14 protein-coding genes and 1 pseudogene are annotated in these 18,709 nt (G+C 65.3%); 7 read left to right on the top strand and 8 right to left on the bottom strand.

All coding sequences use genetic code 11. The annotated features are described in order from the left end of the window. Nucleotides 1-89 precede the first annotated feature (89 nt). The gene (locus NF551_RS08150; protein ID WP_227896791.1) at nucleotides 90-578 is read left to right on the top strand and encodes a hotdog fold thioesterase; all 489 of its coding nucleotides are present in this window, start codon (nucleotides 90-92) and stop codon (nucleotides 576-578) included. 156 nt (nucleotides 579-734) lie between these two features. Continuing rightward, nucleotides 735-1,759: pseudogene (locus NF551_RS08145) on the top strand (alkene reductase). A gap of 222 nt (nucleotides 1,760-1,981) precedes the next feature. On the opposite strand, the gene NF551_RS08140 reads toward NF551_RS08145, so the two are convergent. After that, nucleotides 1,982-2,392 (bottom strand): Hsp20/alpha crystallin family protein, encoded by a 411-nt coding sequence (locus tag NF551_RS08140; RefSeq protein WP_227896792.1) that lies wholly within the window; start codon nucleotides 2,390-2,392, stop codon nucleotides 1,982-1,984. A gap of 333 nt (nucleotides 2,393-2,725) precedes the next feature. Here NF551_RS08140 and gad point away from each other — a divergent pair, with 333 nt between their 5' ends. The 3 genes from gad to glsA are packed head-to-tail and all read left to right on the top strand — an operon-like array spanning nucleotide 2,726 to nucleotide 6,831. Next, nucleotides 2,726-4,108, top strand: a complete 1,383-nt coding sequence (gene gad / locus NF551_RS08135) for a glutamate decarboxylase (RefSeq protein ID WP_227896793.1) — start codon at nucleotides 2,726-2,728, stop codon at nucleotides 4,106-4,108. 18 nt (nucleotides 4,109-4,126) lie between these two features. Continuing rightward, nucleotides 4,127-5,878 (top strand): glutamine/gamma-aminobutyrate antiporter GadC, encoded by a 1,752-nt coding sequence (gadC, locus tag NF551_RS08130; RefSeq protein WP_227896794.1) that lies wholly within the window; start codon nucleotides 4,127-4,129, stop codon nucleotides 5,876-5,878. Then, a complete protein-coding gene (glsA, locus tag NF551_RS08125; RefSeq protein WP_227896795.1) occupies nucleotides 5,875-6,831 on the top strand; it encodes a glutaminase A in 957 nt (318 codons plus the stop codon). The genes gadC and glsA overlap by 4 nt, the downstream gene beginning before the upstream one ends. Nucleotides 6,832-6,958: 127 nt before the next feature. Here glsA and NF551_RS08120 read toward each other — a convergent pair whose 3' ends face one another. The 3 genes from NF551_RS08120 to NF551_RS08110 form a co-directional block, all read right to left on the bottom strand. Continuing rightward, nucleotides 6,959-7,735, bottom strand: a complete 777-nt coding sequence (locus NF551_RS08120) for an IclR family transcriptional regulator domain-containing protein (RefSeq protein ID WP_227896796.1) — start codon at nucleotides 7,733-7,735, stop codon at nucleotides 6,959-6,961. Nucleotides 7,736-7,818: 83 nt separating this feature from the next. Beyond that, complete coding sequence (locus NF551_RS08115) at nucleotides 7,819-9,654, bottom strand: bifunctional sugar phosphate isomerase/epimerase/4-hydroxyphenylpyruvate dioxygenase family protein (protein ID WP_227896797.1); 1,836 nt, start codon at nucleotides 9,652-9,654, stop codon at nucleotides 7,819-7,821. 20 nt (nucleotides 9,655-9,674) lie between these two features. After that, nucleotides 9,675-10,547, bottom strand: a complete 873-nt coding sequence (locus tag NF551_RS08110) for a shikimate dehydrogenase (protein WP_227896798.1) — start codon at nucleotides 10,545-10,547, stop codon at nucleotides 9,675-9,677. Nucleotides 10,548-10,728: 181 nt separating this feature from the next. Here NF551_RS08110 and NF551_RS08105 point away from each other — a divergent pair, with 181 nt between their 5' ends. After that, on the top strand, nucleotides 10,729-12,039 hold the full coding sequence (locus NF551_RS08105) for an MFS transporter (RefSeq protein WP_227896799.1): 1,311 nt from the start codon (nucleotides 10,729-10,731) through the stop codon (nucleotides 12,037-12,039). Nucleotides 12,040-12,101: 62 nt separating this feature from the next. On the opposite strand, the gene NF551_RS08100 is transcribed toward NF551_RS08105, so the two are convergent. Then, the gene (locus tag NF551_RS08100) at nucleotides 12,102-13,757 is read right to left on the bottom strand and encodes an ABC1 kinase family protein (protein ID WP_252604991.1); all 1,656 of its coding nucleotides are present in this window, start codon (nucleotides 13,755-13,757) and stop codon (nucleotides 12,102-12,104) included. Here NF551_RS08100 and NF551_RS08095 point away from each other — a divergent pair. Continuing rightward, nucleotides 13,700-15,538 (top strand): glycoside hydrolase family 3 C-terminal domain-containing protein, encoded by a 1,839-nt coding sequence (locus NF551_RS08095; protein WP_349293304.1) that lies wholly within the window; start codon nucleotides 13,700-13,702, stop codon nucleotides 15,536-15,538. The two genes, NF551_RS08100 and NF551_RS08095, sit on opposite strands and share 58 nt — an antisense overlap. A 38-nt stretch (nucleotides 15,539-15,576) precedes the next feature. Here the strand turns inward: NF551_RS08095 and NF551_RS08090 are convergent, their stop codons facing one another. The 3 genes from NF551_RS08090 to NF551_RS08080 all read right to left on the bottom strand — a co-directional run bounded on the left by NF551_RS08090 (nucleotide 15,577) and on the right by NF551_RS08080 (nucleotide 18,682). Continuing rightward, nucleotides 15,577-16,872 (bottom strand): MFS transporter, encoded by a 1,296-nt coding sequence (locus NF551_RS08090; RefSeq protein ID WP_252604990.1) that lies wholly within the window; start codon nucleotides 16,870-16,872, stop codon nucleotides 15,577-15,579. A gap of 129 nt (nucleotides 16,873-17,001) precedes the next feature. Further along, on the bottom strand, nucleotides 17,002-17,436 hold the full coding sequence (locus NF551_RS08085; protein WP_227896801.1) for an acyl-CoA thioesterase: 435 nt from the start codon (nucleotides 17,434-17,436) through the stop codon (nucleotides 17,002-17,004). Between the two features lie 169 nt (nucleotides 17,437-17,605). Beyond that, a complete protein-coding gene (locus NF551_RS08080) occupies nucleotides 17,606-18,682 on the bottom strand; it encodes an ATP-dependent DNA ligase (protein ID WP_227896802.1) in 1,077 nt (358 codons plus the stop codon). Between the last annotated feature and the right edge of the window lie 27 nt (nucleotides 18,683-18,709).

Genomic DNA, 18,709 nt, shown 5'->3' with positions numbered 1-18,709 from the left:
CGGGGTCGGCGACGGTTCCGGAGTCGGTTGAAGAGACAGGGGCAGAGGCCAGTTTGGCAGTTTCACTCACAGGTGTAAGCCTAGTGGGCATGAGCGACATTTTCACGCCGGGCCAGGCCGGCCCCGCGCAGGGCGAGGTCCCCAAGCTGCAGGAACTGATCGACGCCGGCGTGCCGGCCGAACTGCATCCCTGGCTGGGGGAATCGGGGGTTGGGGCACTGGTGGTGAAGCTGGGCATCCGGTTCACGGAAATGTCCCCCTCCCGCATCGTGGCGACCATGCCGGTGGAGGGAAACCAGCAGGTTGCGGGGATCCTGCACGGCGGCGCCCACGTGGTCCTGGCCGAAACCCTGGGCTCCTTCGCCGCTTCGCTGCATGCCGGTCCCGGGCGCTACGCCGTCGGCATTGAGGTGGGAGCCACGCACCACCGGTCTGTTTCAACCGGTCTCGTCACGGGCACCGCCACAGCCGTGCATCTGGGCGGAACGGTCACAACCCACGAGGTTGTCATGACCGACGAAGAGGGGCGCCGGCTTTCCACCGCCCGCATCACCAACCTCATCCGTGAGGTTCGGTAGGCGCCCTCACGGGAATAGGCGCGGGGCAAAGGGAGTTTGGGCAGGTATCCCCAATGCGCAGGTGACTTCGCCGTGCCTGCCGAAAGGAAGTACGTGCAGACAGATCTGTTTTCTCCCCTGACCCTCGGCTCGCTCCAGCTGCCCAACCGCCTGGTGATGGCGCCCCTGACCCGTGTGCGCAGCGGCACCGAAGGGATCCCCGGTCCGCTCGTGGCCGAGCATTACCGCCAGCGCGCGTCCCTGGGCCTGATTGTTTCCGAAGGAACCTACCCCTCCCGCGAGGGGCAGGGATTCTCCGGACAGCCGGGCCTCGTCACCAGGAGCAGCTGGCCGGCTGGCGGCAGGTGACCGATGCGGTGCATGACGCCGGCGGCCGGATCTTTGCCCAGGTCATGCACGCCGGACGGGTTTCCCACCCGGAGCTGAACGGCGGCTTCCAGACCGTGGCTCCCAGCGCCGTCGCCATTGACGGCGTTATCCGCACGCCGGCGGGCAAGCTGCCGCACGTCCAGCCGCGCGAGCTCGGTGAACTGGAACTGGATGAAATGCGGAACATCTTTGTCCGCGGCGCCGTCTCTGCCGTGGAGGCGGGGTTCGACGGCGTCGAACTCCACGGGGCCAACGGTTACCTGCTGCACGAATTCCTGAGCCCGTCCTCGAACCGCCGCACGGACGGTTACGGCGGTTCGCCGCAGGCACGCGCCCGTTTTGTGGTGGAAGTCGTCACCGCCGTAGCCGCCGCGGTTGGCGCGGAGAGGGTTGGGCTGCGAATCTCCCCCGAACACAACGTCCAGGACGTGTGGGAGAGGGACGCCGAGGAGACCCTGGCCACCTACGGTGCCATGGTGGATGAGATCGCCCCGCTGGGGCTGGCATACCTGAGCGTCCTCCACGACGATCCGGCGGGCGGCCTGGTGCAGGAACTCCGCCGCCGCTTCGGATCGCCCGTTCTGCTGAACACCGGCTTCGCCGTCGTGACCACCCGGAAAGAAGCCGCCGGACTGCTGGAGCGGGACCTGTGCGACGCCGTCGCTGTAGGCCGTCCCGCGATTGCCAACCCGGACCTTCCGCTCCGCTGGCAGAACGGCCTGCCCCTGAATGAACCGGACCCGTCAACTTTCTACTCTGACGGTGCGGACGGGTACACGGATTACCCCGAATACGCAGGTGCTCCGGCCTAGACCCTGAGGATGGTCGACGGCGGGTCCCCGCCAAGTTCGACGTCCACCTCAGTGTCTGCCGCGGGCAGCAGGATGAGCCGGGTGTGGGTGGCCCCTGACGCTTCGGCCACACTGAGCACGTACCGGCCAGGGGACGGCAGCGGCAGTTCGTAGCTGCCGTCCCCTGCCGAACTGTCGAAACGGCCTGGGCGTCTCCCTCGGCGGACCGGAAGCCGCCGGACGTCAGCTTCGGCTGATCGGTACTTTCCGTCCGGTGCTGCCCTCATCCTGGAGCGGCACCCGAACCTCCAGAACACCGTCCCGGTAGGACGCTGTTACCTCATCGGTGCTGCTGCCTGCAGGCAGCCGGATATCCCGGCTGAAGGATCCGTACTTGAACTCGGAGCGGTATCCGTTCTTGGACCGGTTCGAGGTCTCTTCCCGGCGCTCGCCTTTAATCCGCAGGGTGCCGTCCGAAACTGTCACGTCCAGGTCCTTCTCCGGATCTATGCTCGGAAGCTCTGCCCGCACCACCATCGCGTTGGTGTCCCGATACTCCTCCACCCTGAAGGCGGGCATCTCCCAGTCCCCTTCAAACAGGCGGCGCATGGGTTCTGGAAGGTCAAAACGGTCTCGGCGGCTTAGTCCAGCCATGGCTTCTCCTGCGGTTGCACCGCTCCCCCGGTTTCCCCGCGGCTCCCTGGGGAGCCTCCGGGTACCGGGACTGCTGCGGGAAACGAATAAGTCATCAGAGCGTACGCGCGGCAGCACCCCCGCTCAACGGGAGGCGGGCAGGGAAGGCCGCCGGAGGGCCAGCTTTGAGTTACTCGCATGATGTCCCGGCGCTACGCAGCAGAATGCCCTCTGATACCTAGAATGGCCGATCAGCCGCGCGTATAGTCGAACGCGCGCACACCTGTGGGGCCTTTAGCGCCGCCCACCGCGGCCTGTAATCACGTTGGACACTCCTTACGAGAGGTCGAAGCCATGCCGCAGAACGAACCCCAGGAGTTTTTTACGGTCAACCCGGTGTTCTCCCGGCCGGGAGAGTCCACGCAAGCACCGAAGCACACCTTTCCGCAACACGAGATGATGCCGGAAACGGCCTACCAGATCGTGCACGACGAGACGATGCTGGATGGAAATGCCCGGCTGAACCTGGCCACCTTCGTCAGCACCTGGATGGACGACGAGGCGAACCGGCTCTACGCCGAAACCTACGACAAGAACATGATCGACAAGGACGAGTATCCCCAGACCGCTGCAATCGAGCAGTACTGCTGGAAGATGCTTGCGGGACTGTGGCACTCCCCCAATCCCGAGGGCACGATCGGAACGTCAACCATTGGTTCGTCCGAGGCGTGCATGCTCGGCGGCCTGGCTTTCAAACGGCTGTGGCAGCACAAGCGCCGTTCTGAGGGCAAGTCCACCGAGAAGCCGAACCTGGTGATGAGCTCGGCTGTCCAGGTCTGCTGGGAGAAGTTCTGCAACTACTTCGATGTCGAGGCCCGGCTGGTGCCGATCAGCGAGGAGCACAAATGCCTCGATGGGTTTGAACTTGAAAAGTATGTTGACGAGAACACCATCGGCGTCGTGGCCATCATGGGCGTGACCTACACCGGGATGTATGAGCCCGTGAAGCAGGTTGCCGCCAAGCTTGACGAGATCCAGGCATCCACCGGACTGGACATTCCCATTCACGTGGACGGTGCTTCGGGTGCCATGATCGCCCCCTTCATCCAGCCGGACCTGGAATGGGATTTCCAGATCGAACGCGTGCATTCGATCAGCACGTCAGGCCATAAGTACGGACTGGTCTACCCGGGACTGGGCTGGGTGGTGTGGCGCGAACGGCAGTGGCTCCCGGAGGACCTGATCTTCTACGTGAGCTACCTCGGCGGCGACATGCCGACGTTCGCACTGAACTTCTCCCGGCCTGGGGCACAGGTGGTTCTGCAGTTCTACATGTTCCTCCGTCTCGGGTTCGACGGGTATCAAAAAGTCCAGCAGGACAGCCAGGACGTGGCGCTCTTCCTCTCGCACGGGATCTCGCAGATGGGACCGTTCGAACTATGGAACGACGGTTCGGATATTCCGGTCTTCGCCTGGCGCCTCAAGGAGGGCCACACCGACCGGTGGACGCTTTACAACCTTGCGGACCGCCTGCGGCTCAAGGGCTGGCTGGTGCCGGCCTACCCCATGCCGGACAACCTGAGCAATCTCACGGTCGAGCGGATCGTGGTGCGCAACGGCCTGAGCATGGATCTCGCGGGACGGTTGCTGGCTGATATCCAGGCCGAGACCTCCTATCTGGAGAATCTCAGTGCCCCTATGCCCGCGGAGCAGGAACACCCGGGGTTCCATCACTAGATCCAGGAGGTGAGTGGTATGAGCGATTCCACTGCATCGACCGCATCCGCCGGATCAGCACCGGACCGCAAAAGCCGCGCCAAGCAGAACGCGTCGATCACCATCGGCGCACTCGCAGTCATGAACATCGTGGCCGTTGTCAGCCTTCGCGGACTGCCGGCTGAGGCCGAATACGGACTGAGTTCGATTTTCTACTACGTTTTTGCCGCCGTCGTTTTCCTGGTCCCTGTTTCCATCGTGGCGGCCGAACTTGCGACCGGCTGGCCGGAGACCGGAGGTGTGTTCCGCTGGGTTGGTGAAGCTTTCGGACCGCGCTGGGCCTTCCTGGCGATGTTCATGCTCTTCATAGAAGTCACCATCTGGTTCCCAACGGTCCTGACCTTCGGTGCGGTATCCCTGGCCTACACGGGAACCGACGAAAACATCGATGCACAGCTTTCGGGGAACAAAGCCTTTGTCCTGGCTGTGGTGCTGGTGGTCTACTGGCTGGCCACCTTCATTGCCTTCCGCGGTGCAGCTGCGTTCTCCAAGGTTGCCCAGTGGGGCGGCATTATCGGCACCCTGATCCCTGCCGGAATCCTGATTGTCCTGGGCTTTTCCTACTACTTCGCGGGCAACACGCCGCAGATCGAGATGGGCTGGGGTGAGGTACTGCCGGACTTCTCCAACTTCTCCAACGTTGTGCTGGCAGCCAGCATCTTCCTCTTCTACGCCGGCATGGAGATGAACGCCATCCACGTCAGGGACGTCAAGAACCCGACACGGAACTATCCGCTGGCAGTGCTGATAGCAGCTGCCGGTACGGTGGTGATCTTTGTCCTGGGAACCCTGGCAATCGCCTTCGTGGTGCCCCAGGCGGACATCAACCTGACCCAGAGCCTGCTGACCTCCTACAATGACATGTTCGAATGGGCCGGCATCGGCTGGGCCTCTCCGATTGTCGCTGCCATGCTCCTCATCGGCGTGCTGGCAGGTGTGGTCACCTGGGTCGCCGGACCATCCAGCGGCCTCCTCGCTGTGGGCAGGGCCGGGTATCTTCCCCGGTTCTGGCAGCACACAAACAAGCACGGCATGGGAACCCACATCCTGCTCTTCCAGGCGTTTATGGTCACGGCCCTGGGTGTTGTCTACGTGGTCCTGCCGTCGGTTCAGGCCGCTTACCAGATCCTGAGCCAGCTGACCGTGATCCTGTACCTGGTCATGTACCTGCTGATGTTCGCTGCCGCCATCTACCTGCGCTACAGCCAGCCGAACCGGCCCCGCCCCTACCGGGTGCCCGGCGGCGACATTGGCATGTGGCTGATCGGCGGCGTCGGGTTCCTGGGATCGCTGATGGCATTCGTCTTCAGCTTTATTCCGCCGGACCAGATCTCCGTGGGATCCCCGGAAACCTACGTGGGCATCCTCGTTGGCGGCGCGGTGCTGCTGATCATCCTTCCCATGGTCATTTACGCGTTCCGGAAGCCGCACTGGAAGGATCCGCAGACGGAGTTTGTGCCTTTCACCTGGCAGCTGGAACACAAGCATCCGGGGACAGTCAACGAATCCTCGACTGCCACCGCCGAGCTGTCCGAAAAGTGGGAGCAGTCTTTTGACGCCACCACAGAAGGCGGAGCCGCAGCCGGTGCAAGTCCCGGCACAACAGCCGGGAAGCATTCCGGAAAGTCTTCGGCAGCCGGTGCGGGGTCCCGGGGAACGGAGCAGGGAGGGCGCACCAGGGCGCACCGGCCGCGGCCCGGCCCGGCAGCAGGCGGGAGTACAGCGGTATGAAAGTCGACAGCTCAGCGGTCCAGGCTGCCGTAAACGCTGCCCACCGTGACTTCAGGCCGGACCAGGGCGGAGAGAACGCCAGCTACATTCCCTATCTCGCCTCGGTGAATCCTGCCCTGTTCGGCATCAGCGTAGTGACCGTCGACGGCGAGGTGTTCGAAACCGGCGACTCAAACTTCGAGTTCGCCCTGGAGTCAATTTCCAAAGTTTTTTCCATGGCCCGGGCCATGGATGAAGTGGGACTGCCCCAGTTCCACGACAAGGTGGGTGCGGACCCCACCGGAGAACCGTTCAACTCGGTAATCGCCGTAGCCCTCCATGGAGACAAACCCCTCTCGCCGCTGGTCAACGCCGGAGCCATGTCCACGGTGTCACTCATCCCGGCCGGAAGCGCAGAAGAGCGCTGGCAGAAGATCCTGGCCACCCAGTCTGCGTTCGCGGGCCGGGAAATCAAGATGAGCGATGCCGTGAATAACTCGGAGCAGTCCACCAACTTCCATAACCGTGCCATCGCGTGGCTGCTCTACTCGGGCGGGACGATGTACTCGGATCCGATGGAAGCCTGTGACGTGTACACGCGTCAGTGCTCCACCCTGGTGACCGCGGTTGATCTGGCCACCATGGGAGCGACCATCGCCGCCCGCGGCACCAACCCCGTCACGAAGAAGGCTGCCATCTCCCACCCGGATATTGTTCCGCCCATGCTGGCGGAGATGACCATGGAAGGGCTCTACACCGCCTCCGGCGACTGGGCCTACCGGGTGGGCCTGCCGGGTAAATCGGGCGTGGGCGGAGGTGTCCTCGCGGTCATGCCCGGGGTCCTGGCCATCGCGGCGTTCTCCCCGCCCCTGGACGCCGCAGGCAACAGCGTGCGCGCACGCAAGGCCGTGGCGCAGATTGCCTCGGCCCTGAACCTGAACCTGTACAACGCCTCGGATTACGCCTCAGCGTAAAGGGACAGGCGAATCCGGATGAGACCGGACTGCGGTGGAGGTTGGCGAACGGGCCTCCGCCGCAGTTCGCTGCCCGGCGCGGAAGCGCGGAAGCGCGGAACATGGCCGGTACCCTTGGCCGTCGGGGCTAGCCCGTAACCCGGATTCCGTAGTCCGCGGAGATGGCAGCAGCAGCGTCCCTCAGCCGGGGCAGCACCGTCTCGCTCAGGGCCGGGCCCGTGGGGTTCCGGTGGTGCAGGGAGACATTCGCGGCGGCCACGACTTCGTTCCCCTGATGGATGGGAACTGCCACTCCGCTCAGGCCTTCCTCATACTCTTCAAGAACAACGGACCAGCCGCGTTGGCGCACGCCGTCGATTTCATCCAGCAGCGCCGCCCGGTCCCACAGTGTGTTGGGCGTGTAGGGACGCAGGTCGGACCGGTCCAGCCGGGACTCCATGTCTTCAGGCTCAAGGGCGGCGAGCAGCACCCGGCCCATGGAAGTCGCCCATGCCGGAAACCGCGTACCCACATGCACCGCAACGCTGACCAGCCGCGGGGATGTGATCCGGGCAACGTAGACGATGTGTTCTCCGTCAAGGATGCAGATCGACGCCGTCTCCTGCAGATCCGCCGAGAGGGTTTTCAGGTGCGGTTCCGCAAGGGCCGGCAGAGTGAGGCTCGAAAGGAAAGCAGAGCCGATGTTCAATGAACGGGGAGCCAGCTGATAGCGTGCGCCGTCCCCGGACAGGTAGCCAAGGTCTGCCAGCGTGAGCAGGAACCGCCGTGCCGCGGCACGGCTCAGGTCGGCAGCGGCCGCAACCTCGCTCACGCTCAGCCGGGGAGACTCTGCCGTGAAGGCACCAAGGACGGCAAAGGTCTTCTCGACCGACTTTACGTACCAGGCCTGACTGCTGCGCACCACGTCCCCCTGCCCTCCTGCCCCCGCTCCGGGCGCCGAGCACGATCCTACCTGACGAGCAGGCTAAGGGCGGGCATCCCTGCAGGTCAGGCGCGGGACCCCTGATATTGGGCCGCAAGCCGGACGGGTGCGTTCGGCGCGCCGTACCCTTCATAGCCGGTCCGGCGTTCCACGACTTCGAAGAACACGTTGCCGATCGTGGCGGTATAGAAATGCAGGAACTCGCCGTCGGCGTCCCGGTCGTACAGCAGGTTCAGCTCCCTGAGCGTTGCCAGGAACGCCTGGTCCAGCCCGAAACGGGCTTCCAGGTCTTCGTAGTAGTTCTCCGGAACCGGGAGGAACTCCAGGCCGCGGGCGACGGCGGTGCGGGCGACGCTGACGAGGTCGCTGCAGGCGAACGCCACGTGCTGCGGATACCCGGAACCGTCGCCGGCACCGTCGAACACCAGCGGTGCAATGTTCAGTGCGATCCGGACAGCGCCGTCTGAGCTGTGCATCACCTGGCTCCGAACCAGGCCCATGGGGCTGGGCACCTCCACACTGGGACGGGGAGAGAGGGCAAGGGTTGATTCGTAGAACAGCACGGCCTCGTCGAAGTGCTGCCAGGGCTGGGAGAGGTTGACGTGGTCAATCGCGGTGATGCTGCCGGGAGCCGGAACGGTGGTGCCGCCGCCGAACTCGCTCATCCAGCCCGGGCCCGCGGGCTCAGCCTGGCACAGGAAGATTTCGGTGCCGTCCGGTGCGGCGACGACTTGGAGCACTTCCTCGTTCGCCTGGCTGCGGCGGGTCACAGGTGTCGCTTTGAGCTGCAGCGCGCGTGATGCCGCGGCAGGTGCGTCAGGAACATCCAGCCCCACCGCGGAGATGCCCGGGGACATCCCGTCGGCCTGCTGGCTGTTGATGATCATCCGGACGCCGTTTTGGGCCCAGAGTTCCACCTGCTTGGTGCGGTGCTGTCCAAGGCTGGTAAATCCGAGCTGGTAGAGCAGTGTCCGGATATGCTCCGGGTCGCCTGCCTTCACCTCGGCGAAATTGAATCCGAGCGGTTCGCCCACGCCAGGGAGCGTGGCCAGCTCCATGGTGCCGAGTCCGTTGCCTTCCTCCTGCAGGTGGATCGAGGTCCGCTCGGCCAGCCTGATCAGGGAACGCATGGCGTCGACGGCCGTCCGTTCTTCGGCGGCCTGCCGGAAGACGTCGTTGAAGATCTCCAGCGAAACCGGTCCGTCATACCCGCTCCGGACCAGATGGCCCATGAACCGCACGAGGTCGAACGCTCCTTCTCCCGGGAATACCCGGTAATGGCGGCTCCAGGACAGCACGTCCATGGAAAGTTCGGGCGCATCCGCCAGCTGCACAAAGAAAATCTTCTCAGCGGGGATCTTTTCGATTGCTTCCGGATCCCACCTGCGGGAAAGGATGTGGAAACTGTCCAGGCACGTGCCCACGTTGGGGTGGTCTGCCATTTCGACGATGCGCCAGGCATGCTCAAAGTCGCTGACGAACCGGCCCCAGGCCAGGGCCTCATACGCCAGGCGGATCCCGTAACGCGCGGCCAGCTCGCCCATGCGCCGCAGCTGGGCCGCGGCAACGGCGTCGTCATCGACAGTGGCCGTGGCAACGTTGCTGCAGACCAGCATGGTGTCGATTCCCATCCGGTTCATCAGCCGGAACTTGGCTTCGGCGCGGCGGAGGTTCTCCGCCAGCAGGTCCTCGGTCACCCCTTCGAAGTCCCTGAAGGGCTGGTAGAGGTCCAGCGTCAGTCCCAGGCCGGCGGCCAGGCTGCGGATCTGCTCAGGGCTGGAGGGGCTCACCACCAGGTCCTGTTCGAAGATCTCCACGCCGTCGAAACCGGCTGCCGCGCAGGCGCGCAGTTTGTCTTCCAGGGTGCCGCTGAGGCAGACCGTGGCAATAGAGGTGCGCATGGAGTCCTTTCGAAGGCGGCTCAGCGGCCGCTGTTGACCAGTTCCAGGAAGTGGGCCCGCATGCGGGCAGCGTCAGGTTCTACTCCGGAGATGAGCCGGAAGGCATCCACAGCCTGCCCCACCGCCATGTGCCCGCCGTCGAGCACCCTGCAGCCGCGGGCCTCAGCCGCGTCAACCAGCTGTGTGCGGACGGGACGGTAGATCACGTCCGCCACCCAGGTCTCCGGACGGAGCAGTTCCGGGTCCAGCGGCAGGCCGGGATGCGAGTGCATTCCCACAGGTGTTGCCTGCACGAATCCGTCTGCCGAGGACAGGGCCGGCGCAAGATCTTCACGGCTCCCCGGGCGGACAACCGCATCAGGGAAGAGAGCGGCAAGGGCCGCGGCGCGTTCACGCGTCCGCTCCGGATCCAGGTCGATCAGGGTCAGTTCCCGCGTGCCGGCCTTCAGCAGGGCGTAGGCAACTGCAGCACCGGCGCCTCCGGCTCCCAGCTGTACCACTGCATCCAGTGCAGCATCCGGCAGTCCCTGGGCCAGGGCGGTGGCAAACCCGGAGTAATCCGTGTTGTGGCCGATGAACCGTCCGTCCTGGATCAGGACAGTGTTCACTGCTCCCAGCCGGGCGGCGTCCTCGGAAACCTCGTCCAGGTGCTCCAGGACCAGTTGCTTGCACGGGTGCGTAATGTTAAATGCGTTGAAGCCGAGATCCCGCCCGTAGCGCAAAAGGTCTCCGACGTCGGCGGCGGAACGGCCGTTCACGGCGAGATCCACCGGCCGGTACAGATAGTGAAGCCCGCACGCTGCTGCTTCCCGTTCATGCATGGGCGGAGTCAGCGATGCGGTGATCCCGTCGCCAATCAATCCGACGAGCAGGGATTCAGTGATGGTGCTCAAGTGGTTCTCCCTTCGGCGCCCGTACGCCGGGCAACGCCAACGGTACCGGCTGTTCACATTTTGCACAATTGTGCGTACAGCGCACATATGGCTTGCGTCTCACTACCCGCCGGTATAACTTGTGGTGTTCGCATGTAAAACAATCGTGCGTTTTACGCACACATCACTACCTGGAGGCCCCATGAGCGCTGTGCCCGCACAGACCGCTTCAGCCACCGCAAAGACCCCGAAGAAGGCCGCCGCGGCAAGCTTCATGGGCAGCGCGGTCGAGTACTACGACTTCTTCATCTTTGGCACTGCGGCATCGCTGATCTTCCCGCACGTCTTCTTCCCGGACGCGGATGCACAGGCGAGCATCATGTCGCTCGCCACCTTCGGTTTCGCCTATATCGCCCGTCCCGTCGGCGCGGTCATCCTGGGCCATTTCGGCGACCGTGTCGGCCGCCAGAAAATCCTGATGTTCACCCTGATCCTTATGGGTGCCTCTACGTTCCTCATCGGCTGCCTGCCGAGCTTCAGCACCATCGGCTGGTGGGCGCCCACGCTCCTGGTCCTCTGCCGCCTGGCCCAGGGCCTCTCTGCTGCCGGAGAGCAGGCCGGTGCCAGCTCCATGACCCTGGAGCACGCGCCTGACGGCCGCCGTGCGTTCTTCACCTCCTGGACCCTCACCGGCACCCAGGGCGGCCAGATCCTCGCTGCCATGGTCTTCATCCCGGTCATGGCACTGCCGGACGACATCAAGTACAGCATTGGCTGGCGCATCCCGTTCTGGCTCAGCGCCGTCGTCGTGATTGTGACGTTCTTTATCCGCCGCACCCTCCACGAGACGCCGACCTTCCAGGAAGCCAAGGCCAACAACGAGATTTCCAAGCTTCCCGTCGGCGACCTGCTGAAGCACCACTGGCGCGACGTGCTGCGCGTTATCTGCTGCGCCTTCATCGCCGCAGTCTCCACTGTCTACGGCACCCTGGCCATCAAGTACGGCACCGAGGTGGGCAATGTTGACGCCACCATCACGCTGTGGCTGGTCGTCGCAGGCAACATCGCCGCATTGTTCACCCAGCCGCTGTTCGGCATGGCGGCGGACCGCTTCGGCCGGAAACCGGTGTTCATCTACGGCGCCCTGTCCAGCGCGATCGTGATGCCGTTCTACCTGCTCTCCATGGAATCCGGTAACTCGCTGCTGCAGTTCACCCTCTCCGTGGTGGTCTTCGGCTGCGGTTACGCCGCTGCGAACGCGGTCTGGCCGTCCTTCTACGCTGAAATGTTCAGCGCCAAGGTCCGCTTCTCCGGCCTGGCCATCGGCACCCAGCTCGGCTTCCTCATGGCCGGCTTCGCGCCGTCCATCGTGGCTGCCCTGGGCGGCCTGCAGCCCGGCGGCTGGGTCGTGATCAGCTGGTTCACCGCAGCTATCTGCCTGATCGCCACCATTTCAGCCCTGACCGCAAAGGAGTCCTTCCGGACCCCGACGGCGGAGCTCGGCAAGCGCTGAGTCATCCACCAGGAACGGCCGGCCACCGCTGCATGCGGTGGCCGGCCGTTCCTTTTCTTTGGTCAGCCGGCGTCCAGCCGCCGCTGTTTCCGTGCCGACCAGGCAAGGTAGCCGCCCAGCACGCCCGTTGACGCCAGCCCGGCGCCCATCAACGGAGCCTGCCAGCTGCGCCAGCGGTCGGCGTCGCCCAGCGTCAGTTCGCCCACGCCGCGGATGAAGGCGGCCGCAAAGATGGCAGCCACCATCCTGTTGCCCACGCGTTCCAGGCGCTCCACCAGCGGGACGAGGTCCCCGGCACGCAGGTGCACCTCCATGCCTTCGAAGTCCAGCGTATTGACCAGCCGCTGGAGCTGGCCCGGCAGGTCCGCCCCCAGCTCCAGCAGTTCTCCCCCGGCCTTGCCGAGGCGCTTCGCGTAGTTGACCGGGTTCAGCTGCTCCATGGTCATCCGCTTGGCATAGGGCGCAAGGGTCTTGCCCATGCTGAATTCGGGATCCAGCACTTCGCCCATTCCCTCAGTCATGATCAGCATGCGCATGAGCAGGGCTATTTCGCGCGGCAGCTGCAGATGGTGGTTGCGGATGATCCCCAGGCCGGTGCTGATGATCCTGCCCACCGGTGCGTCCTTGAGCGTCCGGTTCGAGTACAGCCGGATCAGGGCCGCGAGGTCCATCCGGAGCTTCACCCGGTCCGGGCGGACCCGTGTGACGGTCATCCGCAGCAGGGCAGAAGCCATCCGGTCGGGGTCCTTCCGGATGACCGCGACGAACAGCGCCGAGAGCTGACCGCGCAGTTTGTCATCCAGCTCCCCCACCATGCCGAAATCGATCAGCCCGATCTGCGCATTCGGCTGCACGAAGATGTTCCCGGGATGGGGGTCAGCGTGGAAGAAACCGTCCTCGAAGACCATTTTCATTTCCGCATTGGCGGCCGTGGCGGCAAGCGCCTTGCGGTCGATTCCTGCTGCGTCCAGCGCCCTGGTGTCCGTCACCTTCATCCCGTACATCCGCTGCATGGTCAGGACGTTGTGGGTGCTGTGCTCCCAGTAAATATGCGGGATGAGCACTGCCGCGTCGTTCTCGAAGTTGACCGCAAAACGGTCGGCGTTCCTTCCCTCCTGGGCATAGTCCATTTCCTGGCGCAGGGTATCGGCGAACTCGTCGATGAATCCCTTGACGTCATAGTCCCTGGCTGCTTCCCATCGCCTGCTGGCGTGCCCCGCCAGCGACTGCAGGATCGCCAGGTCTGATTCCACCGTCGGGCCGATGCCGGGCCGGCGAACCTTGACGACGACGTCGGTTCCGTCCGGCAGCGTGGCCGCGTAGGCCTGGCCAATGGAAGCGCTGGCAATCGGCGTCGTGTTGAACGCCGAAAACATCCTGAGCGGATCCTTGCCGAATTCCCGCTCCAGCTCGGCGTGGACATCCGCCCACGCGGCAGGTGCGGCCCTGTCCTGCAGTTTGGCCAGCTGTTCCATGTACTCGGGCGGAAGCAGGTCTGCGCGCGTGGAAAGCAACTGGCCCAGCTTGACGAAGGTGGGCCCGAGCTCTTCGAGGGCCCGGCGCAGGTATTCGGGGCTGTCAACGCGGGCAGCCTCCTGCGCGGACTGCCGGCGGAACGGGATCCTGGCTTCCAGGCCGGACACCGAAACCAGATAGCCCAATCCGTTGCGGTAGAGAATCTCGGCGATCTGCCGGTACCGGTCAAACTGGGATTTCATCGCCCTCTTCTCCCCTCGAGGCGGAACAGGACGTTCCACGGATCTATTCGAACGATAGCCCTGCCCGCAGGCCAGCAACAGGTCAGGACTGCCCACCGGCGGAACCGGCATACAACAAGCTGAACGGCTTCCACGCAGCCCAGGACCCCTGGCTGCTCACACAGGTCCTGCGGAACGAATGGGGCTTTGACGGCGTCGTTGTCTCCGACTGGGGTGCCGTGACAGACCTGGCCGCTGCGCTCGCGGCCGGACTGGACTTGGAGATGCCCGCCTCCAACGGGATCGGGCCCCGCGAAGTCCTTGCGGGGCTGGATGCCGGACTGGTCTCACCCGGTGATGTGGACGCCGCGGTGGAGCGCCTCCGGGTCCTGGGCGAGCGTACTGCGGACAAGGTGTCCGGCCCGGCCGACTACGCTGCCCATGACCGGCTGGCGAGGCGTGCTGCGGTGCAGTCCATGGTGCTCCTGAAAAACGACGGCGGCGTCCTGCCCTTCAGCGCGCAGCGGCGCCTGGTGGTGATCGGTGAGCTGGCGAGGACGCCCAGGTACCAGGGCAGCGGATCATCGCGGGTTAACCCCGTACGGCTCAGCACCCCGTGGAACGCCTTGGCGGCGCGGGTTCCGGGGGCACGCTTCACGGCAGGCTATGCGCTGGAGGAAGGTGGCGGGACGGACGGCGACGCGCTGGCGGCGGAGGCTGTTGCCGCGGCAGCGGACGGCGACCAGGTTGTCGTGTTCCTGGGACTGCCGGATTCGGCTGAAACGGAGGGCGCTGACCGGGTATCCCTGGACCTGCCGGAAACCCAGCTCAGGCTCCTCTCGTCCCTTGCGGCGGTGCGGGAAGACCTGGCAGTCGTCCTCTTCAACGGCTCCGCCGTGACCACGCCCTGGGCGCTTCAGGTGCCGGCTGTACTGGAAGGCTGGCTGGGCGGGCAGGGGTGCGGAGAGGCCGTGGCGGACATCCTCCTCGGCGACGTCAACCCTTCGGGAAAGCTGGCTGAGACGTTTCCGCTCTCTATCGAGGACACCCCTGCCTTCGGCAACTTCCCCGGTGAGGACGGCGAGGTCCGGTACGGCGAAGGCCTGCTGGTTGGGTACCGGTGGTACGACACCCGGCAGATGCCGGTTGCCTTTCCCTTCGGCCACGGGCTTTCCTACACCTCCTTTGACTACACCGGCCTGGAAGCCACGGCCGAGGGAACTGGAACCGGAGCCGCGGTGCGGGTCTGTGTCACCGTCACCAACACCGGCGGCCGGGCGGGCGCGGAAGTGGTGCAGCTCTATGTGGGCGGGCCACCAAACGGCGTCCCGCGGCCCGCCCAGGAACTGCGTGGTTTCTCCCGGGTGGAGCTTGATCCCGGAGAAAGCACCCGCGTCACCTTCGACCTGGCTGCCGGAAGCCTGGACCGCTTCGATCCCGGTACCCGGTCATGGGTAACGGACAGCGGCGCATACCTCCTGAAAGTGGGATCATCCTCGCGCGACATCAGGTTGAGCGAAATGATCGAGGTGGAAGGCAGCGGGCCCTCCCCCCTTCCAACCGCCTCTTCGCCGGTCAACCAGTGGCTGGCGGACCCCCGGGCTGCCCGCGTTCTCCTGGAGTCGCTCACAGGCTCCAGCGGCGGGAACGGTGACCCGGCGGCTGCCGCTTCACTCTCAGCGGCCCTCAGTCTGATGGGCAGCCTTCCGCTGGATCGGCTGGGGAGGTTTCCCGGCGCTCCGCTGGGCGCCGAGCAGGCAGCGCGGCTGGCGCGGGAACTCGCAGAGGGCGCCGCGGACTGAAGAACGGACGTGCTCGGAGCCGGCCCGCGCGGTCGGGCCTACGCCGGGCGACGGGCGCCGTCGGACACCTTGGCGGCGGCAGAGCCCGCAAAGAACAGCGCAGCGATACTGATCCCCACGACCGCCAGGGGAAGGATCCAGCTGCCAGACGCGCTGTGCAGTGTGCCCAGGACCACGGGACCGGTGGCAGCGACCAGGTAGCCGCCGCCCTGCACCATGGCGGAGAGCTGTCCCGCCTGCCGGCCCGAGCCGCCCATCCGCACGAGGATCAGCAGCAGGACGGTGATTCCGGCACCTTGCGCGACACCGCCCAGGGTGACCCAGACGGGCCAGGCCGCGGGTGCCAGCAGCAGGCCAGCTGGAAGCGCCGCCCAGGCCGCGCAGGTCAGCCACAGCAGGGTCCGGATCCTCAACCGGCGGGAGAGCAGCGGAACGGCCAGGGCTCCGACAATCGCCGGTCCCTGGAACAGGGAGGATCCGGCCCCGGCACCCGCGGTATCCAGACCGAGCAGATCTGTCAGCATCGTGGGCAGCCAGGTCGAGACGGCATAGAACGAAAAGGCCTGCCCGCTGAACGCAATCAGCATGACCCAGGCCTGGGGTGTTCGCCAGGCAGACCGTTGGGTGTCCTGCGGCGGCGCGTCCGGCTCGGTTCCGGCCGGGCCTCCGTCCTCTCCGGTGCTGCCGGTACCTCCTGGCGGGTCTTCCTTCTGCGTGCCGAGGAGAAAGACCCGCCAGCCGACGAGTGAGAGCCACGCCAGTGCTGCGGCAAGGGCCAGCGCGCTCCACACCACCATGGCTGTCCTCCAGCCAACTGCCTCGGCAAGCGGAGCTGTGAGGATGAGCGTGATCATGGAACCGATATTCATTGCGGCGGTGTAGACCCCGGTTACGAGCGGCACGCGCGCGGGCGCAAAGTCACGCCTGATGATCACCGGAACCAGGACGTTCCCGACGGCGATAGACGCACCAATGACAACCGTCCCGGCCAGCGCCAGCCCGGTTCCGCCTGAGGAACGCAGCAGCGTTCCAAACAGGATCCCTGCCAGGCACAGGGCTATGGCCTGGTCCGGCCCTCCGCGGCGCAGCAGGGGCAGCGCCAGGAAGGACACCACACCAAAACACGCGATGGGCAGGGCCGTCAGCAGCCCCGAGGTCTGCACTGACATGCCCAGCTGATCCTGAAGGATGCCGAGAATTGGCGCGGGCGCAACAATCGGTCCCCGCAGGTTTAGGGCAATGAGCACCATCCCGGTCAGGGCGCCCCAAAACATGAGGCGGGGAGTCCGCTGTCTTCCGTCCCGCCCGGTGGCAGCGGGGCTGTTGCTGTGCATCCTTACCCGTTTCGCTCAAGAACCGTACCGGCCGAACTCGACCGGCCTGCTCGGATTCTTTCAGCTGCGGGGCCCGCCGGCACGCCTAACGCGCCGTGTTACGTCCCGTGGCGGTTCCTGGGACCGGTCCTAGGGTACGGGCGGCACGGAGGGCAGGTGATGAGTGGGGAGCCGGTCGCGGTCGTAGGTGATGTCCGTGTAACCATGGGGCGCCGGCCGTCCATGTTCGTCAAGGTTGACGAACACGATCCGTTCGATCGTGAGGATGCTCGATCGGGTGATCATGTTCCGTACTTCGGCCTGCATGGTCAGGGACGTGGTGCCGAATTTTACGGCGCGCAGCCCCATTTCGATCAGGTCGCCCTGCTGGGCCGAGCTGACGAAATTGATTTCGGACATCAGCTTCGTCACGACCCTGCCGTTACCCATTTGGAGGATCGCATAGATGGTTGCTTCCTCATCGATCCAGCGGAGCAGCGAGCCGCCGAAAAGCGTGCCGTTCGCGTTTAGGTCCTCCGGCCGAACCCACTTGCGGGTATGGAAATTAATGTTGCCTTCTTGCATATTTCCCAGCGTATCTCCGCTCCGTGACCGCTCATGGCCACGGGAGAGCACGGCCACAGCCCGTTGTCTCATGCATCGCAGATGCATCGCAAAGCATCGCACGCGTACCCGCCACGGAACCCTGCCGCTGGGGTGGTCCAGCCGGTCCAACCATTTCAAGAAGCAGCCGCTACCCCGGCGGCGCCTGCAGAACGTCTGCCAGGTCGAAGCGGACCGGTTCATCCAGCTGGGCATAACCGCACGATTCAGGCTCCCGGTCGGGACGCCAGCGGACGAAGCTCGGCGGGTGCCGGAAGCGGTCGCCCTCCATATGGTCGTAGGCAACCTCGATCACCCGTTCGGGGCGAAGCGGCGTAAAGGAAAGGTCTTTGGTGCCGCTCCACCGGCTGCCTTCGGCGTTCCTGGGTGTGCGCGTTCCGGCGTCCTGCCCGGCCTGGGTCCAGGGATGGGAGCTGTCCCAGGTGACCAGGGGCTGCAGTTCTTCGAAGAGTTCTTTCCTGCGCTGCATCGGCAGGGCCCCCACCACACCCACGTTGGCGAGCACGCCGTCGTCGTCGTAGAGCCCAAGCAGCAGTGAGCCGATCCGGTCATCGCCGCTTTTGTGCAACCGGTAGCCGGCAAGCACGCAATCAGCCGTCCGCCGGTGCTTGATCTTATACATGGACCGTTTCCCGGGCTCATACGGGCCGGCCAGGTCCTTCGCCACCACACCGTCCAGGCCGGCGCCTTCAAACAGCTCAAACCATTCGGCAGCCGTCTGCGGATCCAGGGTCTGGCGGGTCAGGTGCAGCCTGCCGCCGGCGGCGCCGAGGGCCTGCTCGAGTGCGGCGCGCCGCTCCCGGAAGGGAGCATCGGCCAGGTTCGTGTTCCCCAGGGCCAGGAGGTCGAAGGCCACAAAGGAAGCCGGGGTCTGCTGCGCGAGGAGTTCCACTCGGCTGGCCGCTGGATGGATACGCTGCTGCAGGAGGTCGAAGTCCAGGCGTGTGCCCCCGTCGCTGACCAGGATGATCTCGCCGTCCACGACGGACTTCTCCGGCAGGCCCTTCCGGAACGCTTCCACCAGCTCTGGAAAGTAGCGGTTCATGGCCCGGCCGTTCCTGCTGGTGATCTCCACCTCGCCGCCGTCACGGAAGACGATGGCGCGGAAACCGTCCCATTTCGGCTCATACGCGTACCTGCCCTCGGGAATCCGGTCTACGGCCTTGGCCAGCATGGGCTCCACGGGGGGCTGCAGCGGCAGTTCCATCGGGTACCTTCCTTCGGGGCGGGCCAT

The sequence above is a fragment of the Arthrobacter caoxuetaonis genome, assembly GCF_023921125.1.
Taxonomy (GTDB): domain Bacteria; phylum Actinomycetota; class Actinomycetes; order Actinomycetales; family Micrococcaceae; genus Arthrobacter_B; species Arthrobacter_B caoxuetaonis.
Note: the sequence above shows the minus strand (reverse complement) of the source record. Positions and strands in the feature narration are given on the sequence as shown.